Consider the following 24,358-nt stretch of genomic DNA (forward strand, 5'->3'; position numbering starts at 1 on the left):
TCGCAGCGGGACGAACGTAAGCGGACGAGGCGGTGGCGCGACGGACGGTTGTCCGTCGCGCCACCAAAAGGGGTGAACGGTCGTAACTTTCGCGTGCAGACCGCGTTCACTCGTGTCAAGCGATGGGGCGATCGCTCGTCGTCGTGCGGCGGCTCACACCGTCGCGAGCACCGTCCGGGCCGCGCGCCGCTCGGCCGCGACCGCGGGGTCCAGCGCCGGTACGGCCGCCAGCAACTGCTTCGTGTACGGGTCGCGGGGCGCGTCGTAGACCTCGTCGGCGGGCCCGTACTCGACGATCCGCCCACGGCGCATCACCGCGACCCGGTCGCTGACCTGGCGCACGACGGCCAGGTCATGCGCCACGAAGACGAGCGCGAGCCCGAGTTCGCGTTGCAGTTCGCCCAGCAGGGCGACGACCTGTGCCTGGGTGGTGACGTCGAGCGCCGAGACCGGCTCGTCGCAGACGATGACGCGCGGATCGGCGGCGAGTGCCCGCGCGATGCCCACACGCTGGCGCTGTCCGCCGCTGAACTCGTGCGGGTAGCGGTCGTAGTGCGCCTCCTCGAGCCCCACGCGCCTGAGCAGTTCGCATACGCGATCCCGGATGCGCCGCTCGCCCCTCCCCCGCGCCCGCAGCGGATCGGCGATCGACTCGCCCACGCTGCGCCGGGGGTTGAGGGAGGAGACGGGGTCCTGGAACACCATCTGCACGGCCGGGTCCACTCCGGAGCGGACCACGCCCCCGTGGCGCACCTCGCCGGCCGTGGGTTCCAGCAGCCCGACCAGCATGCGGCCCAGAGTGGTCTTCCCGCTGCCGCTCTCCCCGACGATGCCGAGGGTCTCGCCGCGCCGTACCGTGAGCGAGACGTCGTCCACGGCGGCGAACGTGCGCCTGCCGCGCCCGAATTCGCGCCGCAGTCCCGACGCCTCGAGGACGGCCTCGTCCGATGCGGCGCCCTCGCGCGTGCGGGGGGCGTCCACCCGCGGGACCGCGCCCAGCAGTTCCCGGGTGTACTGCTCGCGGGGCTCCCCCAGCACGGTGGCGACCGGGCCGCGTTCGACGGCCTTGCCGTGACGCATCACGAGAACCTCGTCGACGCTCTCCGCGGCGACGCCCACGTCATGGGTGACCAGCAGCAGCCCCATCCCGGTCTCCTGGCGCAGGGTGTGCAGGAGGTCGAGGATCTGCGCCTGGACGGTCACGTCCAGTGCCGTGGTCGGCTCGTCCGCGATCAGCAGTTCGGGCTCGCAGGCGAGTGCCATGGCGATCAGGGCGCGCTGGCGCATGCCGCCGCTGAACTCGTGCGGGCGGGAGCGGGCGCGCCGTGCCGCGTCCGGGATTCCGACCCGGTCCAGCACCTCGGACGCACGCGCGCGTGCGGCACGCCGCGACACGCGCGTGTGCACCCGGTACACCTCGGCGATCTGGTCCCCGACCGCGTAGTAGGGGTCCAGGGAGGACAGCGGGTCCTGGAAGACCATGGCGGCCTTCCCGCCGCGCAGCCGGCGCAGTTCGTGCTCGGACGCCCGTGTCACGTCGGTGCCGGCGACGCGGACCGAGCCGCCGACCCTGGCGCCCGTGCCGCGGTGCAGCCCCAGCAGGGCGGCCGCGACGGTGGACTTGCCCGAGCCGGACTCGCCGACCAGGCCCAGTGCGGCCCCCTTCTCCAGCCGGAAGGAGAGTCCGTCGACGGCGTGGAGGCCGCCGAACCCGACGGTCAGATCCGTCACTTCCACGAGACTCATGCGAGGACCACCCTTCGGTCGGCGGCGGCGTACAGCACGTCCGCGACGGCGTTGGCGACGACCACGAAGAAGCCGATGACCAGGACCATGCCGACGACCACCGGCAGGTCGACGACCTTCACCGCCTGGACCAGTTCCTGTCCGACGCCGGGCAGTCCGAAGAGCGTCTCGGTGAGCACGGCGCCGCCGACGGACGAGCCGAAGTTGTTGGCGTTCAGCGCGATGACGGGCGCGAGCGCGCCACGCAGCGCGTGCCGTCCGACGACCGAGCGCTCGCCGACGCCGTAGGCCCGGAAGGTGCGTATATGGTCCTCGGCGAGCGTCTCCAGCATCGACGCCCTGGTCAGACGGGCGAAGGTGGCCGCCTCGATCAGGGCGAGGGAGAGCCAGGGCAGCAGCAGGTTCCACGCCCACTGCTCGGGATCGTCGGTGAAGGCGACGTACTGCGGGAAGGGCAGCAGGTGAAGCTCGCCGCCGACGACGATCATCAGGACCAGACCGATGACGAAGACGGGCGTGGCGGTGCCCGCCAGGGTGATGCCGGTCAGCAGGCGCTCGGTGGGCCTGCCGCGCCGCCAGGCGGAGAGCATGCCGGTGCCCACGCCCAGGACGAGCCACAGCACCATGGCGCCGAACACGAGCGACAGGCTCACCGGGAGCTTCGTCAGGATGAGGTCCGTGACCTGCTGGTCACTCTGGTAGGAGAGTCCGAGGCAGGGGGCCGCGCAGTGCTCCACCGACGTGCCGGTGGAGTAGTCCTGGCCGACCAGGAGTCCCTGAAGGAAGTGCCCGTAGCGCATGTACAGCGGCTCGTCGAGCCTCAGTTGCTGGGCGACCTGGTGCACCTGTTCGGGTGAGCAGCGCGGGCCGCAGGTGATCTGGGCGACATCGCCGGGGGTGGCGTAGAAGACGACGTAGACGATCACGGAGATGGCGAACAGGGTGATCACGGCGCCGACGGCGCGGCGCAGTACGAAGCCGCCGAGGCCGCTCATGCGTCCGCTCCCTTCGTGGTGCCCGTCGTGGTCTGCTTGCCGCTCGCCCTGTCCTCGCGGGAGCGGCCGGTGCCGACGCGCAGGCGGGAGGCCGCGCGCGGGTCGAGGGCCGTGCGGACGCCGTCGCCGAGGACGGTCAGGGCGAGGACGATCACGAAGAGGGCGCCTGCCGGGAGCAGGAGGTACTGCGGCGCCGCCTGGTACCAGACGTCGGCGGCGGTGAGCATCTGCCCCCAGGACGGCGTCGGCGGCTTCACACCGACGCCGAGGAAGGACAGGGCGGCCTCGACGGTGATGTTGATGGGGACGAGCAGGGCCGCGTACGTGATGACGGGCGCCGCCAGGCCGGGCAGCAGCTCGCGGCGTGCGATCCGCCAGGTGGGCCAGCCGCTGAGCCGGGCGGCAAAGACGTAGTCGAGCCCTTTCAGGGTGAGCGTCTGCGCGCGCACGATCTTCGCGGTGTTGCCCCAGGCGATCAGCCCGATGACGAGGGTGACCAGGACGGGCCGCGGGAAGCCGGCCGGCACGATCGCGAGCAGTGCCAGCGACATGATCATCAGCGGCATGCCCACGATCACGTCGGTGGCCCGGCTCAACAGTTGATCAACCCATCGGTTGCCGAGAGCGGAGGCGACACCGACCACGACCCCGACGAGGACCTGGATGCCGGTCGCCGCCAGCGCGACTCCGAGGGAGACCCGGGCGCCGTACACCAGCCGCGCGAACAGGTCGCGTCCGGTCTGCGGCTCGACGCCGAGCCAGTGGTCGCCGCCCATGCCGCCGAGCGGTCCTACGGGGACGCCGCCGCGCGCGGAGTCGACGAGCGTGGGATGGTACGTGGTCGGGTCCTGGCCCTCGAGCGCGGTGAGCAGGGGCGCCGCGAGCGCGACCAGGACGAGCAGCGCGACGACGCCCGCCGCGACGAGGGCGGCGCGCTGCATCCGCAGCCGCCGCCAGAAGAGCCGGGCCCCCGAGCCTCCCGGGACGGGCGTGTCCGTCCCGGGAGACTGGGGGGTGACAAGTGCCTCGCTCACGGCGCTACTTCACCGCGACCTGCGAGATGTCCAGCACACCGGTCCAGTCGCTGATCACGATGTTCTTGACGTCCTTGCCGTACAGGCGCTTGTAGACGGGGTGGAACAGGGGCACGACGAGGGCCTGCCCGCCGATCTTCTTGTCCAGTGCGCCCCAGCGCTTGGCGGCAGCGTCGAGGTCGGTCAACTTGTTGATCGCGTCAATCTCGGCATTGACCGACGTGTCGTTCAGCAGGCCGGTGTTGAAGTTCGCGCCGTCCTTGACGATCTGCCGGCCGTCGAAGATCGGGGCGAGGAAGGGACCGCCGGACGGCCAGTCGGCCCCCCAGTGGGCGAGGAAGAGGCCGGGCTCCGTCCTGACGCTGTGGATCTTGTCCTTGTAGTCGTTCTCCTCCAGGCCCTGGAGCCTGACGGTGATGCCGGCCTTCTTGAGCGCGTCCTGGATCGCGGTCGCGATCTCCGGGCTGGTCTCGAAGTCCTTGCTGTTGGAGTGCGTCAGGGTGATGGTGAGCCCGTTCGGGTGACCGGCCTGCTTCAGCAGTTCCCTGGCCTTGTCCGGGTCGCCCGTCCTGCCCGCCGGGAAGAGGTCGTACGGCGTGTAGCCGAAGGACTTCTGGTGGGGCAGGAAGGTGGTGGCGGGCTCGGCCAGCGAGGAGCCGCCCGCCGCGTTGACGACCGAGGACCGGTCGAGGGCGTACGAGATCGCCTGCCGCACCTTGACGTCGTCGAACGGCTTGACCGTGGGGTTGAACGCGAGGTAGTTCGTGTAGCCGAAGTGGCCGGTACCGACGCGCGAGGCGAGTTCCTTGTCGCCGGTCACCTTGGCGAGCTCGGCCGGTCCGAGGTTGGTGTCCGTGGTGACCGCGGCGGCATCCGCCCCCTGGGACGCGGACAGACGCTGGTTGATCACCGAGGAGTCCAGCCCGGAGCGCACCTCGATCCGGTCCGGGTAGGCCTTGCGCTCGTCGTCCGTCGCCGCTGACCAGTACGTGTTGCGCTCCAGGACGAGCGTCTCGCCGTCGTTGTCGTTCTTGACGACCTTGTACGGGCCGGACGAGACCGGGTGCTCCTCGTACTGGGTGCCGGTGTCCTTCGCCTTGGGCACGGGCGTGAACTGCGTCTGGGTCGCCAGGTACGGGAACTCGCCCTCGGGCTTGTTCAGGTGGAAGACGATGGTGCTGCTGTCCGGCGTCTCGATGGCGTCGAGACCCTTCTTGTCCTTGTAGGGGCCCTGGTAGTCGGCCGCGCCGGCCAGCCAGTCGCGCAGGTAGGGAGCGCCGCCCGAGAGTTCGGGGGCGAAGGAGCGCTCGATGCCGTACTTGATGTCGGCCGAGGTGATCGGAGTGCCGTCCTCGTACTCGAGGCCCTTCTTCAGGGTGTACGTCCACACGGTCGCGTCCTTGTTGGGGCGACCGGTGTCGGTGGCGAGGTCCGGCACGACCTCGGCGCCGGCGGCGCCGTTCTCGCGGTTGCGCGTGGTGAGGGTGCGGAAGACCAGGGAGGGCACGTTGCCGCCGCCGGAGGTGTACAGGCGTGCCGGGTCGAAGTCCTGCTGCGGCTGGGAGTTCAGGACGGTCAGGGTGCCGCCCTTGTGCGGCGTGGAGTCGCCGCCGGCGCCCTTGGCATCGTTGTCCTTCGGCCCGCAGGCGGCGGCGCCCGCTGCCACGACCAGGCCTACGGATGCCGCTGCCACGCGGCGCGCTACGACGGACGGTTGACGCATGGGAATGACGACCTCTCGGAGGTGTCTCGCGATGCGAGACGAATTGACGAGGAGTGAGACGTAATGAAGCAGGCGTCGGCCCCGGCGTCGGGTCGTCGAACAGCGCGCAACCGTGCGGTCGCCGTGGGATCACGGGTTCCGTGGGGGGTTCACGTGGGATTCCCGGGCTCTCGTGCCTCTGGGGCTTCCCGGGGGTGGTGAGAACGCGACGCTCACGCCGAAGGCGGGCGTCAGCGACAGTGGATGTCGGCCACGCAGAGCGGGCTCACGCCGATCAGCGCCAGCTCGATGGCGGCGCAGGCGAGGGCGTGACGGTGCGACATGGGCAGAAATATGTATGATCTTTTCCCGCGTGTCAATGTGACGAAAGCGGCGCTCGTCAACTCCTGGGGTACGGCCAGGGATTGGGCAGGCAGTGGATTCCGTCGTGGTCGAGGAACTTGGTCTGCTGCTGCATGACCGGCGCCAGCTCTCCGTCCTTGTCGCAGGTGACATGGCCGTAGCCGAGGCGATGGCCGACCTCGTGGTTGATCAGCATCTGGCGGTAGGCGTGAATTTTGTCACCGTACGTCGTGGAGCCCTCGGCCCAGCGGTACGCGTTGATCATCACGCGCTCGGTGGAGGCCGAGTCACAGGAGACGTTGTCCTCCGTCGTGTCCAGTCCTGACTTCGCGCACCAGGAGGCGGTGGTGCCCGGGCTGGCGAGCGTGATCACGAAGTCGGGCTTGCCGGAGGAGACGCGCTCGAAGGTACGGGCGCCGTGGTTGGCCCAGCTGCGGTCGTCGTTGAGGGTCTTCTGGACCGCCTCGGCGAAGAGGCGGCCGTCCAGGCCGAGCCCCTTCTCCACGTCCACGCGGTAGGTGTATTTCCGCCCCCTGCCGGGTGCCTTGGCAGAGCCGGGGACGGCGGCGAACCTGCCCGAGCCCTTCAGCGTGGCGCCGAGCGGGTACGTCCGGTCCATGGCCTGCTCGTACGTCAGCGGCGTGGCGGACGGGGCCGGGGTCTCGCCGCCACCCAGGGCGGAACCGTGGGTGTCGCGGGCCTGGCCGGTGGCGGACTGCGACCGCCCGGGGCTGCCGCCCTGTCCTCCGGCGACCTGAAGGGCGACGACCACGGCGAGCGCGGTGGTGACCGCGGCGGCGGCGATACCGGCGAACGTACGTCCCCTGCCGGATCCCCTGCGGGACTCGGCACCGTCCTCGGTCGCCGGCCGGCCGCCGGCCGGGTCCTCCGTGACCCGGCGAGGGGAGGCGCCCCGGTCGAAGGCGTCGAGGTACTCCTGGCGGGGTCCGCTCTGCCTCCGCTGGCGCGGGATCCGGGGCACGGGGCGACCGGCGGGCGCTGCCTGGGCCGCTCCCGTGGGCCCGCTCCCTCCCCGGAACTCGCCCCAGCCGCCGCCGGGTTCACGCTGCTGGGGGTGATCGCCGCGGACGGGGTGGGTGCCGTGCGCGGGGGTGGCGTCGGCCGGGAAGCGGGGCACGCCATGGGCGGGGGTGCCGTCGGCGAAACGCGGGATGCCCACGGCCGGAGTGCCCTGGGCCGCACGGCGCACGCCCTGCGTGGGCGCGCCGTCGGCAGGGCGCGCCCCCGGTGCAAAAGCCGGCCTCGCCGACATCCCGCCGCCTGCCGCCGCGTCCCGGGCTCGCGCCATCGACTCCCGGGGTCGTGCCATCGGCTCCCGGGGTCGTGCCATCGGCTCCCGGGGTTCCGTCGCCTCGGCCGCCGAACGGGGCAGGGGCGGTGTGGTGGCGGAGGTGGGCCGGGGTGAGGGCGGGGCCGGTATACCCGGCACCGCACCCGTGTCCGTATTCTTCCTGGCGCCCCGCCCCTTGCGGCTGTGCCGTCCCACGCCGCGCCTCAGCTCCCCGTCCCGGCACTGCGGGACTCGGAACCGCCCCGCGCCGCGCCGGCGTCGAGGCCGCTCGCATTCTGCGGCAACTCACCGGTGCCCGCGAGGAGTTCACGGAAGGCCGAGGCCACCAGGTCCGGGTACTCCATCATGGCCACGTGTCCCGCCTCCGGCAGGGTCAGCAGCCGGGAGTCGCGGAAGGCGCGCGCCGCACGCTGGGCCATACGGAACGCCACGAGCTGGTCCCGCCCGCCGTACACCAGCAGGGTCGGCGCGAGCACCCGCTCCGCCTGGCGCCACAGCCCGTGCTGCCCGCCCAGCGTGTAGGCGTTCACGATCCCGCGCGCCGAGCGTGCCATCGCGTCCCAGAAGTACGGCAGCCTCAGCCGCCGCTCCATCTCCTCGACCGCGCTGCGGAAGCCCTCCGGGGTGACGCGGCCCGGGTCGCCGTAGCACAGCGCCGTGACGCCGCGGACGCGCTGCTCGGCCGTCCATCCCTTGGTGTAACGGGTGTACAGGGCCGCGACCCCGGGCACGGCCAGCAGCCCTGTGGGCACCGCACCGCGCTGCACGAAGATCTCCGGGAGCGCGGGCGAGACGAGGGTCAGCGTACGGACGAGATCGGGCCGCACGGCCGCCACGCGCGTGGCTACGGCTCCGCCCAGCGAGTTGCCGAACAGGTGCACGGGCCCGCGTCCGGCCGCGTCGAGATAGCGGATGACCGCGCGCGCGTGCCCGGTGACGGAGTAGTTGCCGTCGTCGGGCGGCGGGGAGTCGCCGAAGCCCGGCAGATCGACGGCCTCGCCGTCGACGAGCCCGTCCAGCAGCAGCATCAGCGCGGACCAGTTCTGGGAGGAGCCGCCGAGCCCGTGGACGTAGAGCGCGGGCGGCAGATCCTCGTGCCGCGGCGGCCTCGACCGCACCGTCAGGGTGATCCCGGGCAGTTCCACCGACCTGAGCCGCTCACCCTCCTCGACCCGGACGGGCGCCACTCTCGGGAGAACGGTGGCGGCCGGGACGGACGGCAACTCGGTCGAAGACATGGGCCAATGTTACGAGACGATCACGCGGACGCTCATGTGTTCGCCATCACAACCGACGCGTCCCGGCACGCCGGCCACCGCAATGCTTCGGCCAACCGCGACGAGTCCCTTTTCACCACACATAGCGTCGGAATCGAGTGTCTCCTAGGCTCATAACAGGGCACCCGGATGTGGACCCTGCCTCTTCAGGAACGTTCAGGAGTTCTGGGAAGGGAGCCCAGCATGGCCGTAGACCCCACCGATCCCGAGACGTTCGAGGACGACGAGACCGAAGCCGAAGAACTCGACGAACTCGACGTGGAGGCCCCGGAGAACGACGCCGCCGAACAGCACCGGGACCTCGCCCCGGCGCGGGACGAGCCACTGACCGAGGAGGACGTCCTGCGCGCCAACGAGGCGGACCTCGTGGAGCAGGCGCGTGTCGTCTCCCTGGACGAGGACGACTATCGGTGAGCCCCGGTGGGACACGCGCTCGGTGTCGGTCTCCGTTCCGGTGTCGGTGAGGCACGACAGCGATCACGCCGGAGAGGACGAGTACGTCGCACGGGAGGGGTGCGTCGGACAGACCGAGCATCCCGGCCGGGACGTCACGCAAGGTAAGAGAGCGGGTGCTCAGGGTAAGAGTGCGTCCGCCATCGGCCGGCGCCGAGGAGGCGCTCTGCCCGGCCTATCCCCCTTCGGCACGCTCCGCAGGGGTTTTGCCGGCGTCCGGTCCATGAAATTCTGCGCTCGCACCGCGCACAGCACGGTTACCGAAAAGTACGATGGCGGCGCGGCGCACACCGCATGTGGACGATTTTGGGAGGCGGCGTGACAGCCATCGAGCAGACAGAGGCGGCGCGCCCGCGGGGCACTCGCCTGCCGCGCCGTGCCCGACGGAACCAGCTGCTGGGCGCCGCGCAGGAAGTCTTCGTGGCGCAGGGCTACCACGCAGCCGCGATGGACGACATCGCCGAGCGCGCGGGCGTCAGCAAGCCGGTGCTCTACCAGCACTTCCCGGGCAAGCTCGACCTCTATCTGGCCCTGCTGGACCAGCACTGCGACGCCCTGCTCCAGGCCGTGCGCACCGCGCTGGCGTCGACGACGGACAACAAGCAGCGCGTCCGGGCCACCATGGACGCGTACTTCGCGTACGTGGAGGACGACGGCGGGGCGTTCCGGCTGGTCTTCGAGTCGGACCTGACGAACGAGCCCGCCGTGCGCGAGCGCGTCGACAAGGTGACGAACGAGTGCGCGGAGGCGATCTGCGACGTCATCGCCGAGGACACGGGCCTGTCGCGGGCCGAGTCGATGCTGCTGGCCTCCGGGCTCGGTGGTCTCGCCCAGGTCGTGGCGCGCTCCTGGCTGCACAGCGACCGCAGCGTGCCGCGCGACCAGGCGGTGCAGCTGCTGGCGTCCCTCGCCTGGCGGGGTATCGCGGGCTTCCCGCTGTACAACGGCGAGCAGCACAGCGAGCAGCACCACTGAGCCGGACCGTGCGGCGCCACCAGGTGGGGCCGCACGGTTTTTGTTCCCGTCGGCTGTTCGCTCCTGGCGTTCCGGGGCAGAGCGTGTACGTCCCCTCACCGGGCTAATGTGTGCTGGTACGGCGCGGACGGCCGCGCACATCACTGACCGTCGGAGGGACAAAGCCGTGGAGGTCAAGATCGGCGTGCAGCACGCGCCCCGCGAGATCGTTCTGGAGAGCGGTCAGACTGCCGAGGAGGTGGAGCACGTCGTGGCCGAGGCGCTGTCGGGCAAGTCGGCTCTGCTGAGCCTCGTGGACGAACACGGCCGCAAGCTCCTGGTCCCGGCCGACCGCCTCGCATACGTGGAGATCGGCGAGCCGGCCCCGCGCAAGGTGGGCTTCGGCACGCTGTAGATCCGAACGGAGCGCAGGCTGTAGATCCGAACGGAGCAGTGAGGGGGCTCGGTGGCGCACGCCGCCGGGCCCCTTTCCCGTCCCGTCGCCGCAGGGCCCGGCGGCCCTTGCGCCCCCATGCGGCGTGCACGGATGGAGCACATCCGGCGCACAGCCGAGGATTGTGTTCCGCGCGCCAGGGGTAGGACCGGCTACGACCGATTTGCCCTGGCAGCAGCCGTGCGGGAGGGAACCGCTCATGTTCTTGGAAGCGCTCGGCTCCGCCGTCCTCGGGTTCGCCCTGGCATGGGCCGCCGCATACCGGCTGCCGCACCGCCTGCCGGCCCGGGCCCTGGTGCTGTCGACGGGCGTGGCGGGAGCCCTCTTCGGCGCCTTCGTCACCCACAGCGCCCTGGGTGCCGCGGGACTCCTGGTGATCCTTCTGGGTGCCCTGGTCGTCTCCGCGGCCTCACTGTCGCTGCTGCTGCGGCCGGCGGAGCGGTTTCGGCGCCGGTCGGCGACGGCCTGAGGCCGGAAGCCGACGCCCACGCAGACTCTGACGGCACGCTCCGGCGGCCCGGTGACCGTCTCCGCCCCGAGTGGGGCGAAAGCCCGGCCGGGGCCGCCGAGCCGGGGAAGGCGTCGTCAGGCCGCCAGGCCCAGCGCCGCCATCCGCTTCGTGTGCGCCTCGGTGATCCGCGAGAACATCCTGCCGACCTCGGCGAGGTCGAAGCCGTCCGCGACACCGCCGACGAGCATGGTCGACAGTGCGTCCCGCTCCGCGACCACACGCTGGGACTGCGACAGCGCCTCGCCCATGAGCCGCCGCGCCCACAGGGCGAGACGGCCGCCCACGCGCGGCTCGGCCTCGATCGCGGCGCGCACCTTCTCGACGGCGAAGCTGGCGTGTCCGGTGTCGTCGAGCACGGCGAGCACGAGCGCGCGTGTGTCGGTGTCGAGGCGGGCCGCGACCTCACGGTAGAAGTCGCTGGCGATCGAGTCGCCCACGTACGCCTTGACGAGCCCCTCCAGCCAGTCCGAGGGGGCCGTCTGCTTGTGGAAGCTGTCGTACGCCGCGACGAACGGCTCCATCGCCTCGGTGGGCCCGACGCCGATCTCGGTCAGCCGGTCCCGGATCTGCTCGAAGTGGTGGAACTCGGCGGACGCCATCTTGGCCAGCTCCGCCTTGTCCGCGAGCGTGGGCGCGAGCTTCGCGTCCTCCGCGAGCCGTTCGAACGCCGCCAGCTCCCCGTACGCCAGGGCGCCGAGCAGGTCCACGACGGCGGCACGGTACTGGGGGTCGACAGAGGCCGTCGCCCAGTCCTGGGCGGCGACTCCGGTGGATTCGGCGGATGCCTCGGGGGCGTTGTCAGGCGTGGTCATGAAGCGCACAATAGCCCGCTCACCGCCCCTCGGAAGTCCCTGGTCAATCAGTGTGACGACGACTACGTGACCGAATCGGCCATCACATGTGCGTGATTCCGGGGTATGGTGGTAATGCGCCTGCTGAGTACGTTGACGTATCTCGACGGGCCGCATGTATGAGGATGCCCGGTCGGTGGCCCGATCGGCTCCGACCCGACAGCCCTCCTCGACCGTACGGCACCGTGCGTACGGCACCCGGAGGGACCCTCAGCGGTACGAGCGCTGGAGCGTCGGGTGGCCACCTGCCACAGGCCCGTCCCCCAAGCGGCCGACGTCATCCGGCATGGTCACGATCCCCGCGCTCGCCTCGCACCGCGTACACAGAAGAGGCAGCACCCTGACTACCACTTTTCGAGAACTCGGAATCCTTCCCGAGACGGCCGAGGCCCTGGAGGCCGTCGGCATCATCCATCCCTTCCCCATCCAGGAGATGACGCTCCCCGTAGCCCTCTCGGGCACCGACGTCATCGGCCAGGCCAAGACCGGCACCGGAAAGACGCTCGGATTCGGCCTCCCGCTCCTCGAGCGCGTGACGGTTCCCGCGGACGTCGAGGCGGGCCGGGCAAAGCCCGAAGCCCTCACCGACACCCCCCAGGCGCTCGTCGTCGTCCCCACCCGTGAGCTGTGCACCCAGGTCACCAACGACCTGCTCACCGCGGGCAAGGCACGCAATGTGCGCGTCACGGCGATCTACGGCGGCCGCGCGTACGAGCCCCAGGTCGAGGCGCTGAAGAAGGGCGTCGACGTGGTCGTCGGCACTCCGGGCCGTCTGCTGGACCTGGCCGGCCAGAAGAAGCTGAACCTGAAGCACGTCAAGTGCCTGGTCCTCGACGAGGCCGACGAGATGCTCGACCTGGGCTTCCTGCCCGACGTCGAGAAGATCATCGGCATGCTGCCGCCCAAGCGGCAGACCATGCTGTTCTCGGCGACGATGCCGGGCGCGGTGATCGGTCTGGCCCGCCGCTACATGTCGCAGCCCACGCACATCCGTGCGACGGCGCCGGACGACGAGGGCGCGACGGTCGCGAACATCAAGCAGTTCGTCTACCGCGCGCACTCCATGGACAAGCCGGAGATGGTCGCCCGCATCCTGCAGGCCGAGGGCCGCGGACTGGCGATGGTCTTCTGCCGTACGAAGCGGACGGCGGCCGACATCGCCGAGCAGCTCCAGCGGCGCGGCTTCGCGTCCGGCGCGGTCCACGGCGACCTGGGCCAGGGCGCGCGCGAGCAGGCGCTGCGGGCCTTCCGCAACGGCAAGGTCGATGTGCTCGTGTGCACCGACGTGGCCGCGCGTGGCATCGACGTCGAGGGCGTCACGCACGTCGTCAACTACCAGTCGCCCGAGGAGGAGAAGACCTACCTGCACCGCATCGGCCGTACGGGCCGTGCGGGCGCGTCGGGCACCGCTATCACGCTCGTCGACTGGGACGACATCCCGCGCTGGCAGCTGATCAACAAGGCGCTGGTGCTGGACTTCAACGACCCGGTGGAGACCTACTCCACCTCCCCGCACCTCTTTGCCGACCTCGGTATCCCCGAGGGCACGAAGGGTGTGCTGCCGCGCTCGGAGCGCACCCGCGCGGGGCTCGGCGCGGAGGAGCTGGAGGACCTCGGCGAGACCGGCGGCCGGGGGCCGCGCGGCCGCCGCGACTCGGGCCGGTCCGCGGAATCCGAGCGTCCGGAGCGTACGTCGCGCCGCCGTCGCACGCGGAACGGGGCGCCGCTCGACACGCCGGACGCCACCGAGACGCCGACCACCACGGGCACGCCGGACGACACGGCGGGTGCCGTGGAGCCGCGCACGCCGCGCCGCCGTCGCCGTACGCGCGGCGGGCTGGCGACGGAGCCGGTCGCCACGGTGACCGAGACGGTGGAGCCGACGGCGCCGGAGGCGGCTGTGGCCGCGGTGGACACGGCCGAGCCGGTGAAGCCGCGCCGCCGCCGCACCCGCAGGACCGCGGAAGCCGTGGCCGAGACGGTCGCCGAGGCCACCGCCGACACCGCCGAGGTGGCTCCCGCCGCCGCGGAGACCGCCGTGGAGGCGACGGAGGCCAAGCCGCGCCGCCGCACCCGCAAGACCGCTGAAGCGGCTCCGGCTCCCGCCGAGGCCGCCGTGGACACCGCGGAGGCCGCCGAGGCGACGGAGGCCAAGCCGCGCCGCCGCACCCGCAAGGCCGCCGAGGCCGCTGTCGACACGGCCGAGGGCGAGGCTCCGGCCAAGCCGCGGCGTACGCGCAAGACGGCCGAGGCCGCCGCGGACACCGTCGAGGCCGCGGAGGCCGCGGAGGCGAAGCCGCGCCGCCGCACCCGCAAGACCGCGGAAGCGGCTCCGGCTCCCGCCGAGGCCGCCGTGGACACCGCGGAGGCCGCCGAGGCCAAGCCCCGTCGGCGCACCCGCAAGACCGCGGAAGCCGCCGTCGAGACGGCCGCCGTCGACACCGCCGAGGCCGCCGTCGACACCGAGGCCAAGCCGCGCCGCCGCACCCGCAAGGCCGTCGCCGCCGAGGCTGCGATTCCCGCGCAGGTGACCGAGGAGGCCGAGAGCAAGCCCCGGCGCCGTACCCGCAAGGCGGCCGCCGTGGAGGCGGAGATCCCGGCGCAGGCGGACGACGCGGAAGCCAAGCCGCGCCGCCGTACGCGCAAGGCCGCACAGCCCGCCGAGGGCTGAGCCGGCGAGACCACGATGGCCCGTCCCCACGCCGGGGGCGGGCCATCGGCGTGCTGGGCGCTCCCGGTACCGGGACGTCCCCTCACCCGGCCCGGCCCCCGCCGCCGCCCGACCGCCCGGTAACCTCCCCCCATGAGTCGTCCCCCCAGCTTCGTCCCGCCCCCCGGTGTCCGGGCGCAGATGCTCACCACGGATCGCGGGGAGTTCGCCGTGCTCGTGGCGGACGCGGCGACCTCGCGGGTGAAGGGGACCGCCCTCCTGCTCCCCGGCTTCACCGGCAGCAAGGAGGACTTCATCGTCGTGCAGCCTCTGCTCGCGGCGGCCGGGTACCGGACGGTCGCCGTCGACGGGCGGGGGCAGTACGAGTCCCCCGGCCCGCGGGACGACGAGGCGCCGTACACGCAGAGCGAGCTGGCCCGGGACGTGATCGCGCAGGCGCACGCCGTCGGCGCGCCCGTGCACCTGCTCGGGCACTCCCTCGGCGGTCAGATCGCCAGGGCCGCCGTCCTCCTCGACGCCTCCCCGTTCGTGTCGCTGACGCTCATGGCGTCGGGCCCGGCCCAGATCGCCGTGCCCCAGCAGCAGCGCGTGAAGCTGCTGCGCGACGCCCTGACCCTCATGGACATGGCCGAGGTGTGGGACGCCATCCAGGCCATGGAACCGCCCGAGGGGGCCGACGCCGCGGACATCGACGAAGGACTCCTCGCCGACGGAGAGGACCTGCGCCGCCGCTGGCTCCGCAACAGCCCCGCCCAGCTTCTGGCGACGGGCCGGCAGCTGTGCGAGGAGCCCGACCGCGTGGTCGAGCTGGCCGCCCTCGGCCTGCCCGTGCACGTCCTGTCCGGCGACCGCGACGACACCTGGCCGATCCCCCTGCTGGACGACATGGCCGCCCGGCTGGGCGCCCACCGCACGGTCGTACCGCACGCGGAGCACTCCCCCAACACCGACCGCCCCGAACCCACGGCCGAGGCCCTCGCTGCCTTCTGGGACCGGCACTCCTAGCCGCCGGTCACCCGGTCCGCCCCTCCAGCCGGTAACGGGGTCGTCAGTACTGTCCCTGCACGTGCCCCCAGAAGCCGTCCCGCAGCGCGCGCCGCAGGTCCGACTGGCCGCGCAGGGAGTACTGGAGAAGGCCCTCCGCCTCCACCAGCAGTTCCTGGTCGACGGAGCCGGGCAGGTACGGGTGTCCGGGCAGCAGGTCCGCCAGCGCCTCCCGGCCCCGCGCCGCCAGCCACTTCGCCGCGATCTGAGCGCCCACGAAGCGGACGTCCTCGCGGGTGGGACGGGCCGCGGCGGACGCCTCGTACGCCGCGGCCGTCCGCCGGCTCACATATGGCTTGAAGAACTCGAGTTCGAGGGTGCGCTGGCTGTCGACCTCCCACAGCAGGGGTTCCGCCTGGTTGCGGCCCTCGGGGGCCTCGATCCCCCACAGATGCACCCGTGCCCCGTATCCCTGCGCCGCCTCGACCGCCGACACCAGGTCCTCGTCGCCGCCGATGAGGGCCGCGTCGCTGATGGCCCGGTGCCGGGCCAGCGACTCGAGGTCGGTCCGGATCAGGGAGTCGACGCCCTTCTGCTGGTTGTTGGCGTTGAGGTTGCCGAGCCGCACCTTGACATCGGGAAGTTCGGCGATGGACTGCTGCTCCGCCGTGTGGATCCGGCGGCGCGCTCCGTCGTACCAGTACAGACGCAGCAGGCGGCTGTCCGCGAAGATCGAGCGCGCCTTGTCGATGAGGGCCTCGATCAGCCCCTCGGCGTCGAGATCGAAGGCCCGGCGGTCCTCGGTCCCGGCGACGAGCCGTCCCGTGGCCGCATACAGATAGCCGGCGTCGACGAAGATCGCATGGGTCGATGGCGTCTTCGCCACCTCGGCGAGCATGCGCTGGAGCAACTCGTTCGTGCGGTCGATGCGGGCGCCGAGCGCCGCCAGGTCGTCGTTCATATGCCTCCATTGTCCCGGTGGTCACGCTGCGAACACAACCGGTCCCGGTCGGTGCCCCATGGGGGCAATCGCACCCCGTGTCCTGCGGGTTTCCAGTGACCCGCCGGTCGGTAATTAGCGACTCGAAAAATTTCCTTAGCGTAGGGAATGTTTGTAACAAGCATCCCGTTGACTCTCAGTGGACGGGGGCAGCACCGCCCGCGCTCCGCCACCAGTAGTTCTCCTCAGGAGGATGACCAGACGAAGGGAGAAGCCTTATGCGCTTCGAAATCATGCGACTCGACGACGTCGATGGAACGCCCGTGGACAGCACCGTCGTGGACGCCGCCTCCGTCAAGCAGATCGTTCAGCAGGCCGCCGCCATCGGGCAGCGACTCTGGATCCGCCCGGCCGACCAGTCCGCTTCATAACCGGGCCGGCGCGACCGTCTGAGACTTCGGAGCCCCGTACGGCATGTCCGTACGGGGCTCCGCGCGCTCCGGGGCCTGCCCGGGGAGCCGCCCGGGCGCCGCTCAGCCGACGCGAACGACCTGGGTGATCCCGTTGATGATCTGCTGCACGGCGATCGCGGAGAGCATCATGCCGGCGAGCCGGGTCACCAGCACCACACCGCCGTCCTTGATCACACGGATGATCAGCAGCGAGTAGCGCATGACCAGCCACAGCACGACGTGGATCGCGAGGATCGCCGCCCACACGGACACCTGGGTGCCCACACTGTCGGCCTTCTGGACCGCCAGGATCACCGAGACGATCGCGCCCGGGCCCGCCAGCAACGGCATGCCGAGCGGCACGAGGGCGACATTGACGTCCTTGGTCTGCTTCGGCTCGTCCGTCTTGCCGGTGAGCAGGTCGAGCGCGATGAGCAGGAGCAGCAACCCGCCCGCGATCATCAGCGCGGGCACGGAGACATGGAGATAGTTCAGGATCTGGTGGCCGAGCACACCGAAGACGGCGATGACACCGCCGGCCACGCAGACGGCCTGGAAGGCCATCCGCTTCTGCACCTTGCCGGGCCGCCCGGCGGTGAGCGCGAGGAAGATCGGGGTGATCCCGGGGGGATCCATGATCACGAAGAGGGTGAGGAAGAGGGAACCGAAGACGGCGACGTCGAACATGGGGGCCTTGCGCAGAGATACGGAAAGAAGAGCTACGTGGGAAGAGGAGGGGCGCGGCGAACGCGCGGAGGCGGAGGCACGGCGGCCGATGCCGGGTGCCTCGAGGGCAGGGGTTGGTACGGAAGGGCTGGACGCTCCGGAGGGCTAAAGGCTCCGGCGTCCGCCGGTGGTGCCGCGGTGTCCGCCTGTCCCCGGCACCGGGAAGGCTCCGGTGGCCCGCCGGGTGATCTCCCCGTACACCTCGGGGTCGGTGGTGTACTCGCCGAGGACGCACGTCTTGCGGCTGCCGTGGTAGTCGGAGGAGCCCGTGGCGAGAAGCCCCAGCTCACGGGCCAGGCCGCGCAGCCGCGCCCGGGTCGCCGGATCGTGGTCCATGTGGTCGACCTCGATGCCGTCGAGCCCGGCGGCGGCGAGATCGGCGATGGCGGACTCCGGCACGGTGCGCCCCCGCTTGGAGGCGGCGGGGTGCGCGAAGACGGTGACCCCGCCCGCGGCCTTGACCAGCCGGATCGTCTCGAAGGGATCCGTCTCGTGCTTCTCGACGTAGGCCCGCCCGCCGTCGGCCACCCACTCGGGCGTGAAGGCGTCCGAGACGCTGTCCACGACCCCCAGATCGACCAGGGCGGAGGCGATGTGCGGGCGGCCGACCGATCCCTCGCCGGCGATGCGCGCCACCTGCTCCCAGGTGATCGGCACGCCCAGCTCCCGGAGCTTGGCGATCATGGCGTGGGCCCGCGGCACCCGGTCGTCCCGGACCAGCTCCCGCTCGGCGAGCAGGTCGGGCTCCTCCGGGTCGAAGAGGTAGGCCAGCATGTGCATGCTGATGCCGTTCCACCGGCAGGAGAGCTCGGCACCGGTGACGAGGGTCAGGCCCTCCGGCAGCGTCTCGAGCGCCTCCGCGTGGCCGCGGGTGGTGTCGTGGTCGGTGAGGGCGACGACGTCGAGTCCCGCGGCGGCGGCGCGCAGCACCAGCTCGGCCGGGGTGTCCGTACCGTCGGACGCGGTGGAGTGGGTGTGCAGATCGATGCGCACGACACGGACTCCAGGCGGTGACGGGACGGAAGGGGACGCTCAAGGATAACGGGAGTTCCGGCGTCCCTGTCACACCCGCAGCCCGGTGGCGCCCCCTACCGGCAGGAGCCCCCTCGCCTCACGGTGCGAGCAGGCGCGGCGACAGCGCCCCGATCGGCAGCAGGTCCACCTCCGCGCCCGCGTCGCGCAGGTCGGTCAGCACCAGTTCGTCATACATGAGCATGCCCGTCTGCTCGGGCCAGACGACGGCCCACAGCCACAGGCCGCGTGCCTCGCCCGCGAACACCGCCCGGTCGTCGGGAGTGCCCGAGACGTGCCACAGCGGGGTGGGGCGTCCGGCTGCCAGCACCTTGGCCTGGGGCGGCTTCTCGACGTTCAGATAGGGGCCGGGATCCGGGCCGTCGATGCCCGCGTAGCGCGCGCCGAGCCCCACGCCCAGCTCCTCGGCGACGAGGATCAGCTCGCCCACTCCGCCGAGCGGCCCGGGACCCGAGCAGGCCACGGCCGTCGCCCGGCCGCCGCTGCGGTCGTCGCCGGCGTAGGCCACGCCCGTGAACAGCCAGCCCACCGGAAGCGGCCACGGCATCCACACCGGTACCCGGGCACGGTGCACCACGACACTGAGGGCCTCGACGCTGGGCGGGATCACGGGCTGCAGCGGGTGCACGTTGCCGTGCACATCGCACTGCCAGGCATCGGCGAAGAGTCCGGGAGCCCTGACCCGGCCACCACACTTCGGGCAACTGGGTTCGCCCCTCATAGGGCCCCACGGTCCTCCCCGTCCCGCGCCGCGTCAAGGACGATCACCCGTCCGGCGTGTGCCCGCACGTCGGCTTCACGACCAGAAACTGGATGCGCATTGCATTAATTAGCCCTGCTAACTTAATGTGTGTATGAGCCAACCATCATCGGGGACGAGGACGGCGAGGAAGCGATGAGCAGCAGTACGGGAGGAGCCGTCACGGCGGCGGCCGGCACGGATCCGTTCGACGCGGGAGCCGGCGGCCTTCTGCGCCAGCCGAAGGCCGTCTGGGCGACCGCGGGCGCGTCCGTCGTCGCCTTCATGGGCATCGGACTCGTCGACCCGATCCTGCCCTCCATCGCCCAGGGCCTTCGGGCGACACCCAGCCAAGTCTCCCTGCTCTTCACCTCGTACTTCCTCATCACGGCCGTTGCGATGCTGGTGACCGGCTTCGTCTCCAGCCGCATCGGCGGCCGCAAGACGCTGCTGCTGGGTCTCGCCTTCGTGGTGGTCTTCGCGGGCCTCGCGGGCACCTCGCACTCGGTGGCCCAGCTCGTCGGCTTCCGGGCCGGCTGGGGCCTCGGCAACGCGCTGTTCGTCTCCACGGCCCTGGCCGTCATCGTCGGCGCGGCGGCAGGGGGCAGCGCCGCGGCGATCCTGCTGTACGAGTCGGCGCTCGGCCTCGGCATGGCGTGCGGTCCCCTGCTGGGCGCGGTGCTCGGCAACGTCAGCTGGCGCTACCCGTTCTTCGGCACGGCCACCCTGATGGCGATCGGCTTCCTCGGCATCACGGCGTTCCTGAAGGAGCAGCCCCGGCCCGCGCGGAAGACCTCACTGCTCGACCCGATCAGGGCGCTCGGCCACGGCGGCCTCGCCTCGGCGGCCGTCTCCGCGTTCTTCTACAACTACACGTTCTTCACCGTGCTGGCCTTCACACCGTTCGTGCTGAACATGACGCCGTACGGATCGGGTGCCGTGTTCTTCGCCTGGGGCCTGCTGCTCGCCGTCTTCTCGGTGATCGTGGCGCCGCGCATGCAGGAGCGCTTCGGCTCGCTGAAGGTCCTCGGCGGCTCCCTGGTGCTGCTGGCGGTCGACGTCGCCGTGCTCGGGTACGGCGACCACACCACCGCCGTCGTCTGCACGATCCTGTCCGGTGCCTTCATCGGTGTGAACAACACCGTCTACACCGAGCTGGCCCTCGGGGTCTCGGACGCTCCGCGCCCGGTGGCGAGCGCCGGCTACAACTTCGTGCGGTGGATCGCCGCCGCGGCCGCGCCCTACCTCGCGCCGAAGATCGAGGGGTGGAGCGACCTCCACATGCCCTTCGTGGTGGCGGCGGTCACCGCGGTCGTGGGCGCGCTCGTGGTCCTCCTGCGGCGCAACGCCCTCGCCCTCCCCCACTCCGGGCTTCGCTCGAGCGGGCAGACCCCCACCGCCGAGGACCTGGAGCCCCGGCACGCCTCGGCGGACGACGTCACCCTCTTTGCCAACTGACGACTTTCGGCCAGTGGTTGGTGAGCTTGCTCACTTCCCCGTCAGTCCAGGGGGACGGACCTGCGGGACGGATCCCGCAGGTCCGTCCCGTTCGCCAGCCAGCGCTCCTGGAGGGCCTGGGCACCGTGCACCCGCTTCCAGGCGGCCTCGTTCGGGGTCATCGGCAGCAGCGGCAGGAACCGTACGGGGTCGAGAGGCGCGTCCAGCTCCAGGTCCTCGACCAATCCGCCCGGCTCGGCCGCCAGGACGGAGCTGAACGGGGCGCCCGGCCACAGCGGCTCGCCTACGTCCAGCGAGGCTCCGGGAGCCACCACCACCCCCTCGACCTGCGGGGAAGCGGCCAGAACGGCCAGCGGGCGGAGCACCTTGTCGGTGTCGGCGAGGCCGCCTCGGACGGACAGGACCAGCTCGGCGCGGGGCCCCTTGACGGGGTCGGCGAGCATCGCGGCGGGGTCCGTCATCGGCTGGGCGGACATACCGAGGGTGGCGTAACGCAGGACGACGCCTTCCGGGGAGTCGTCCCGGAAACGCAGCACCTCGATGCGGTCCGTGCCGAGGAAGGTGACGGCCGCACGGGCGTCCGGTTCGCCGAGCGCGGTACGCAACCGGGCCTCGACCAGAGGAAGAACATCGACCATGCGGCGAGCATAGAACTCGTCAGTACGAGGCAAAGCGGCGCCTTGACACTTCGGCCGGCTGATACTGTTGGCCGGTGGTTTCGGGCAGCACGCAGAAGCGGTGCGATCGAGTCCCGTACACCGTGAGACTCCCCTAGGGGGAAATGGATCGTCCCTCACCAGGGACCGGCCGGAGGAGGTGGGGCTGGCATGGATCGAAGTCGACCGTGCAGTACCACCCGCTCTTCCGACCGCTGATGTAGCTGCTCCGGCTGGCTGCCACCTCTCGTCTGCGCGCCGCGTTTTCATGCGGATCCCCGGGGATCCGCACAGGATCCCTCCGTGCACCGCGGAAGAGCACTTCGTTTCGTTTCACCTGATCTGTCTGATCTGAACCAGTAACGAAGCCCGCCACCGCGACGGTGCGGTGCTCCCCGCTTTGTGGACGTGCCAAACCTCCCCTGCCGAAAAGGCGGGAGACGACCCGTCAGGACGTCCCCATTCCGGGCAGTTCCACCCGTCGTCGGCGCCTTCGTTGCCCGTTGCGAAGGAGCCTGCCCATGTCGATGATCCGTGACCTGCGTGCCGTGGTCCGCCCCTCCCGCCCCTCGCTGCGCAAGGACACCAGCACGTACGACGCCACGCGCGACCCCGCGACGCCGTCCGCCGTCGTCGACTGCGCCGTCTACCGCGACGGGGTCCGTGTGCAGACCCCCCAGCCGCTGACCCCGCACGAGGCGATGCGCCTGGTGCGGCGCGACGGGGACTTCGTGTGGATCGGCCTGCACGAGCCGACCGATGCCGAGTTCGCCGGTATCGCAAGCGAGTTCGGGCTGCACCCGCTGGCCGTCGAGGACGCGGTGCAGGCGCACCAGCGCCCCAAGCTGGAGCGGTACGACGACTCCCTCTTCACCGTCTTCAAGACCATCCACTACGTCGAGCACGACCGGCTGACCGCCACCAGCGAGGTGGTGGAGACCGGTGAGGTCATGTGCTTCACCGGGCGGGACTTCTTCATCACCGTCCGGCACGGCGGGCAGGGATCGCTGCGGGCGCTGCGGCACAGGCTCCAGGACGATCCCGAGCTGCTGGCCAAGGGACCCTCGGCCGTGCTGCACGCGATCGCCGACCACGTCGTCGACGGCTACATCGCGGTGGCGGACGCGGTGCAGGTCGACATCGACGACGTCGAGACGGAGGTGTTCTCGCCCGGCCGGAAGGGAACGCCCCGGGGCACCGACGCGAGCCGGATCTACCAGCTCAAGCGCGAGGTACTGGAGTTCAAGCGGGCCGTGGCACCGCTGCTGCGGCCGATGCAGCTGCTGAGCGAGCGGCCGATGCGGCTGATCGACCCCGACATCCAGAAGTACTTCCGCGACGTCGCCGACCACCTCGCCCGCGTTCAGGAGCAGGTCATCGGCTTCGACGAGCTGCTGAACTCGATCCTCCAGGCCAACCTGGCGCAGGCGTCCGTCGCGCAGAACGAGGACATGCGCAAGATCACGGCATGGGCCGCGATCATCGCCGTACCGACGATGGTCTGCGGGGTGTACGGCATGAACTTCGAGTACATGCCCGAGCTGCACTGGAAGTACGGCTATCCCGTGATCATGGGCATCACGGTGGTCATCTGTCTCGGCATCCACCGCACACTGAAGCGGAACGGCTGGCTGTGACGGACCCGACTAGGCTGAGCGCATGACAAGCGAGCTGCTCGAGAGGGCCCTCGTCGAGGAGGCCACCAAGAAGTCCGGGCTGATCTGGGTCCAGGGCGCGTCGTCCGCCGGCGCGCACGCCCAGGTCTCACCGGCGCGTGCACTGTGGCATGTGTGGCACGACGGCGCGGCGTGCGTGGTGGGCGACGGGCCCGGTGAGCAGCCGCTGCCCGGCCTCACCGACGGGGGCGAGGCGGTCGTCACGGTCCGCAGCAAGGACAAGGGCGGCCGGATCGTCACCTGGCCCGCCCGGGTGGCGGAGCTGACGCCGGGGTCGCCGGAGTGGGAGGGCGCGGTCGCCGAGCTGAAGGGCAAGCGGCTGAACGCCCCCGACGGCGAGGAGATGCCCGAGCGCTGGCGCCGCACATGCCGGGTGCTGCGTCTGGAGCCGCGGGGCGCGACCGTCCCGCTGCCGTCCGACTCCCAGGCCACTCCCCCGCCACCGAGCCCGGCCGTGACCCGCCACCCGATCCCGGCGGCCCTGCCACGGCTCCTGCGGCGCAAGCGACGCTAGCCGCGCGGAGACTCCCCGGGGCCCGGCACGGACCGGGCCCCGGCCCGCCTCACGCCCTCAGACCCCTCACGCCCTCAGACCCCTCGACGCCTCCGCGCCTCAGGACGACGGCAGCTGCTGCCCGTAGTCGACCGTCGCGCCCTTCGGCGGCTCCGTCACCGTGAAGTCCTTCCCCCAGTCCGTCAGGCGGAGCGTCCCCGCGTTCCCGGCGCGCACCAGGAGCAGCGGATAGGGGGCGCCCTCCAGGGAGACGTCCAGGGTTCCGCCGGAGCCCTTGTCGCCGCTGATGCGGATCGTACGGACGCCGTTCTGCTCGTGGCGGCCGTCCGTCGCGAGGGTGCCGTGCAGCGTGAGCAGTCCGTCGAGCAGCACGTCCTTGTCGGTGAACCCGCTGAACCGCCGGTAGGCCGGGTCGCCGGCCGGCACCTTGACGTACTTGCCGTCGAGTTTGTGCGCGGCGGCCGACGAGCCCGCGCCGCCCCCCTTGCCGTCCTCGCGGTTCCAGAAGGCGGCGTCGGCCTTGAGGAACAGGCGCTCACCCACCCGCAACAGCCGGAACGTTCCGTTCTTCGAGGTGACCGAGCCGGTGCCACCGTCGCCCTTGAGCCGCATGTCCAGCGTGTATGTGGCGCCGTTGCTGACGACGGTTCCCGACAGCCGCACCGCCGAGGCGGACTTCGCCGCCGTCCGCGTCCGGCTCTGGATCTTGTCGGCGGGGAGCTTCCCGAGCCCGTTGGTCCCCGCGTCCGGGTCGCCGCCACTGCACCCCACGAGACCCGTGCCCATGAGGACCAGCGCGCACATCGCGCTCACCAGTGCGGCCCTGCGGGTACGGCCCTGGGGGATTGCAGTCACGGG

At 71.5% G+C, this 24,358-nt stretch carries 24 protein-coding genes; 10 read left to right on the plus strand and 14 right to left on the minus strand.

The features are described from left to right. Positions 1-153: 153 nt before the first annotated feature. From ABZ876_RS01310 to ABZ876_RS01340, 7 genes are all read right to left on the minus strand, one after another. Complete coding sequence (locus ABZ876_RS01310) at positions 154-1,746, minus strand: ABC transporter ATP-binding protein (RefSeq protein WP_361772518.1); 1,593 nt, start codon at positions 1,744-1,746, stop codon at positions 154-156. Next, positions 1,743-2,741: an ABC transporter permease gene (locus ABZ876_RS01315; RefSeq protein ID WP_361772520.1), complete on the minus strand. Its 999-nt coding sequence runs from the start codon at positions 2,739-2,741 to the stop codon at positions 1,743-1,745. The genes ABZ876_RS01310 and ABZ876_RS01315 overlap by 4 nt, the downstream gene beginning before the upstream one ends. After that, a complete protein-coding gene (locus tag ABZ876_RS01320) occupies positions 2,738-3,775 on the minus strand; it encodes an ABC transporter permease (RefSeq protein ID WP_361772522.1) in 1,038 nt (345 codons plus the stop codon). Before ABZ876_RS01320 ends, ABZ876_RS01315 begins: the two co-directional genes overlap by 4 nt. Before the next feature lie 4 nt (positions 3,776-3,779). Next, a complete protein-coding gene (locus ABZ876_RS01325; RefSeq protein ID WP_361772524.1) occupies positions 3,780-5,498 on the minus strand; it encodes an ABC transporter substrate-binding protein in 1,719 nt (572 codons plus the stop codon). A 230-nt stretch (positions 5,499-5,728) separates the two neighbouring features. Continuing rightward, a complete protein-coding gene (locus ABZ876_RS01330) occupies positions 5,729-5,821 on the minus strand; it encodes an Ms4533A family Cys-rich leader peptide (protein WP_361772526.1) in 93 nt (30 codons plus the stop codon). Between the two features lie 56 nt (positions 5,822-5,877). Further along, positions 5,878-7,170, minus strand: a complete 1,293-nt coding sequence (locus ABZ876_RS01335) for a DUF3152 domain-containing protein (RefSeq protein ID WP_361772528.1) — start codon at positions 7,168-7,170, stop codon at positions 5,878-5,880. A gap of 185 nt (positions 7,171-7,355) precedes the next feature. Next, on the minus strand, positions 7,356-8,390 hold the full coding sequence (locus tag ABZ876_RS01340; protein ID WP_361772530.1) for an alpha/beta hydrolase: 1,035 nt from the start codon (positions 8,388-8,390) through the stop codon (positions 7,356-7,358). Between the two features lie 222 nt (positions 8,391-8,612). On the opposite strand from ABZ876_RS01340, the gene ABZ876_RS01345 reads away from it, so the two are divergent. The 4 genes from ABZ876_RS01345 (at position 8,613) to ABZ876_RS01360 (ending at position 10,759) form a co-directional block, all read left to right on the plus strand. Next, on the plus strand, positions 8,613-8,843 hold the full coding sequence (locus tag ABZ876_RS01345) for a hypothetical protein (RefSeq protein WP_361772532.1): 231 nt from the start codon (positions 8,613-8,615) through the stop codon (positions 8,841-8,843). A gap of 357 nt (positions 8,844-9,200) precedes the next feature. After that, positions 9,201-9,857: a TetR/AcrR family transcriptional regulator gene (locus ABZ876_RS01350; protein WP_361772534.1), complete on the plus strand. Its 657-nt coding sequence runs from the start codon at positions 9,201-9,203 to the stop codon at positions 9,855-9,857. A 166-nt stretch (positions 9,858-10,023) separates the two neighbouring features. Beyond that, entirely contained in the window at positions 10,024-10,251 is a 228-nt protein-coding gene (locus ABZ876_RS01355; protein WP_234514282.1) for a DUF3107 domain-containing protein, read from the plus strand. A 238-nt stretch (positions 10,252-10,489) separates the two neighbouring features. After that, a complete protein-coding gene (locus ABZ876_RS01360) occupies positions 10,490-10,759 on the plus strand; it encodes a hypothetical protein (protein WP_361772536.1) in 270 nt (89 codons plus the stop codon). Positions 10,760-10,875: 116 nt separating this feature from the next. Here ABZ876_RS01360 and ABZ876_RS01365 read toward each other — a convergent pair whose 3' ends face one another. Then, positions 10,876-11,613 carry a ferritin-like fold-containing protein gene (locus ABZ876_RS01365; RefSeq protein WP_361772538.1) on the minus strand — a complete coding sequence of 246 codons (738 nt, stop codon included), beginning with the start codon at positions 11,611-11,613 and terminating at the stop codon, positions 10,876-10,878. Between the two features lie 325 nt (positions 11,614-11,938). Here ABZ876_RS01365 and ABZ876_RS01370 point away from each other — a divergent pair, with 325 nt between their 5' ends. Beyond that, positions 11,939-14,323: a DEAD/DEAH box helicase gene (locus ABZ876_RS01370; RefSeq protein WP_361772540.1), complete on the plus strand. Its 2,385-nt coding sequence runs from the start codon at positions 11,939-11,941 to the stop codon at positions 14,321-14,323. 132 nt (positions 14,324-14,455) lie between these two features. Then, positions 14,456-15,328: an alpha/beta hydrolase gene (locus tag ABZ876_RS01375; protein WP_361772541.1), complete on the plus strand. Its 873-nt coding sequence runs from the start codon at positions 14,456-14,458 to the stop codon at positions 15,326-15,328. A 43-nt stretch (positions 15,329-15,371) separates the two neighbouring features. Here ABZ876_RS01375 and ABZ876_RS01380 read toward each other — a convergent pair whose 3' ends face one another. Then, a complete protein-coding gene (locus ABZ876_RS01380) occupies positions 15,372-16,268 on the minus strand; it encodes an NYN domain-containing protein (RefSeq protein ID WP_361772543.1) in 897 nt (298 codons plus the stop codon). A 257-nt stretch (positions 16,269-16,525) separates the two neighbouring features. Here ABZ876_RS01380 and ABZ876_RS01385 point away from each other — a divergent pair, with 257 nt between their 5' ends. Continuing rightward, complete coding sequence (locus tag ABZ876_RS01385) at positions 16,526-16,678, plus strand: hypothetical protein (protein ID WP_361772545.1); 153 nt, start codon at positions 16,526-16,528, stop codon at positions 16,676-16,678. A 102-nt stretch (positions 16,679-16,780) separates the two neighbouring features. On the opposite strand, the gene ABZ876_RS01390 is transcribed toward ABZ876_RS01385, so the two are convergent. The 3 genes from ABZ876_RS01390 to ABZ876_RS01400 all read right to left on the minus strand — a co-directional run bounded on the left by ABZ876_RS01390 (position 16,781) and on the right by ABZ876_RS01400 (position 19,178). Continuing rightward, complete coding sequence (locus ABZ876_RS01390; RefSeq protein ID WP_361772547.1) at positions 16,781-17,386, minus strand: MarC family protein; 606 nt, start codon at positions 17,384-17,386, stop codon at positions 16,781-16,783. Positions 17,387-17,530: 144 nt separating this feature from the next. Next, entirely contained in the window at positions 17,531-18,418 is an 888-nt protein-coding gene (locus tag ABZ876_RS01395) for a PHP domain-containing protein (protein WP_361772549.1), read from the minus strand. A 118-nt stretch (positions 18,419-18,536) separates the two neighbouring features. Beyond that, entirely contained in the window at positions 18,537-19,178 is a 642-nt protein-coding gene (locus ABZ876_RS01400) for a DUF6758 family protein (RefSeq protein WP_361772551.1), read from the minus strand. 174 nt (positions 19,179-19,352) lie between these two features. Here ABZ876_RS01400 and ABZ876_RS01405 point away from each other — a divergent pair, with 174 nt between their 5' ends. Then, on the plus strand, positions 19,353-20,654 hold the full coding sequence (locus tag ABZ876_RS01405) for an MFS transporter (protein WP_361773861.1): 1,302 nt from the start codon (positions 19,353-19,355) through the stop codon (positions 20,652-20,654). 41 nt (positions 20,655-20,695) lie between these two features. Here ABZ876_RS01405 and ABZ876_RS01410 read toward each other — a convergent pair whose 3' ends face one another. After that, positions 20,696-21,292, minus strand: a complete 597-nt coding sequence (locus tag ABZ876_RS01410) for a suppressor of fused domain protein (RefSeq protein WP_361772553.1) — start codon at positions 21,290-21,292, stop codon at positions 20,696-20,698. Between the two features lie 539 nt (positions 21,293-21,831). Here ABZ876_RS01410 and ABZ876_RS01415 point away from each other — a divergent pair. Then, a complete protein-coding gene (locus ABZ876_RS01415) occupies positions 21,832-22,947 on the plus strand; it encodes a magnesium and cobalt transport protein CorA (protein WP_361772555.1) in 1,116 nt (371 codons plus the stop codon). A 22-nt stretch (positions 22,948-22,969) separates the two neighbouring features. After that, positions 22,970-23,500, plus strand: a complete 531-nt coding sequence (locus ABZ876_RS01420; protein ID WP_361772557.1) for a hypothetical protein — start codon at positions 22,970-22,972, stop codon at positions 23,498-23,500. Positions 23,501-23,599: 99 nt separating this feature from the next. Here the strand turns inward: ABZ876_RS01420 and ABZ876_RS01425 are convergent, their stop codons facing one another. After that, the gene (locus ABZ876_RS01425) at positions 23,600-24,355 is read right to left on the minus strand and encodes a hypothetical protein (protein ID WP_361772559.1); all 756 of its coding nucleotides are present in this window, start codon (positions 24,353-24,355) and stop codon (positions 23,600-23,602) included. Between the last annotated feature and the right edge of the window lie 3 nt (positions 24,356-24,358).

Source organism: Streptomyces sp. NPDC046931 (genome assembly GCF_040644655.1).
In the GTDB taxonomy this organism is placed as follows: domain Bacteria; phylum Actinomycetota; class Actinomycetes; order Streptomycetales; family Streptomycetaceae; genus Streptomyces.

Bases quoted from the DNA above. Each gene is read 5' to 3' on its own strand.
- ABZ876_RS01315 (WP_361772520.1), bottom strand. From the start codon at position 2,741: ATGAGCGGCCTCGGCGGCTTCGTACTGCGCCGCGCCGTCGGCGCCGTG.
- ABZ876_RS01405 (WP_361773861.1), top strand. From the start codon at position 19,353: ATGAGCAGCAGTACGGGAGGAGCCGTCACGGCGGCGGCCGGCACGGAT.
- ABZ876_RS01360 (WP_361772536.1), top strand. From the start codon at position 10,490: ATGTTCTTGGAAGCGCTCGGCTCCGCCGTCCTCGGGTTCGCCCTGGCA.
- ABZ876_RS01415 (WP_361772555.1), top strand. From the start codon at position 21,832: ATGTCGATGATCCGTGACCTGCGTGCCGTGGTCCGCCCCTCCCGCCCC.
- ABZ876_RS01365 (WP_361772538.1), bottom strand. From the start codon at position 11,613: ATGACCACGCCTGACAACGCCCCCGAGGCATCCGCCGAATCCACCGGA.
- ABZ876_RS01330 (WP_361772526.1), bottom strand. From the start codon at position 5,821: ATGTCGCACCGTCACGCCCTCGCCTGCGCCGCCATCGAGCTGGCGCTG.
- ABZ876_RS01390 (WP_361772547.1), bottom strand. From the start codon at position 17,386: ATGTTCGACGTCGCCGTCTTCGGTTCCCTCTTCCTCACCCTCTTCGTG.
- ABZ876_RS01325 (WP_361772524.1), bottom strand. From the start codon at position 5,498: ATGCGTCAACCGTCCGTCGTAGCGCGCCGCGTGGCAGCGGCATCCGTA.
- ABZ876_RS01385 (WP_361772545.1), top strand. From the start codon at position 16,526: ATGCGCTTCGAAATCATGCGACTCGACGACGTCGATGGAACGCCCGTG.
- ABZ876_RS01420 (WP_361772557.1), top strand. From the start codon at position 22,970: ATGACAAGCGAGCTGCTCGAGAGGGCCCTCGTCGAGGAGGCCACCAAG.
- ABZ876_RS01375 (WP_361772541.1), top strand. From the start codon at position 14,456: ATGAGTCGTCCCCCCAGCTTCGTCCCGCCCCCCGGTGTCCGGGCGCAG.
- ABZ876_RS01345 (WP_361772532.1), top strand. From the start codon at position 8,613: ATGGCCGTAGACCCCACCGATCCCGAGACGTTCGAGGACGACGAGACC.
- ABZ876_RS01340 (WP_361772530.1), bottom strand. From the start codon at position 8,390: ATGTCTTCGACCGAGTTGCCGTCCGTCCCGGCCGCCACCGTTCTCCCG.
- ABZ876_RS01380 (WP_361772543.1), bottom strand. From the start codon at position 16,268: ATGAACGACGACCTGGCGGCGCTCGGCGCCCGCATCGACCGCACGAAC.
- ABZ876_RS01400 (WP_361772551.1), bottom strand. From the start codon at position 19,178: ATGAGGGGCGAACCCAGTTGCCCGAAGTGTGGTGGCCGGGTCAGGGCT.
- ABZ876_RS01370 (WP_361772540.1), top strand. From the start codon at position 11,939: ATGGTCACGATCCCCGCGCTCGCCTCGCACCGCGTACACAGAAGAGGC.
- ABZ876_RS01310 (WP_361772518.1), bottom strand. From the start codon at position 1,746: ATGAGTCTCGTGGAAGTGACGGATCTGACCGTCGGGTTCGGCGGCCTC.
- ABZ876_RS01335 (WP_361772528.1), bottom strand. From the start codon at position 7,170: ATGGCACGACCCCGGGAGTCGATGGCGCGAGCCCGGGACGCGGCGGCA.
- ABZ876_RS01410 (WP_361772553.1), bottom strand. From the start codon at position 21,292: ATGGTCGATGTTCTTCCTCTGGTCGAGGCCCGGTTGCGTACCGCGCTC.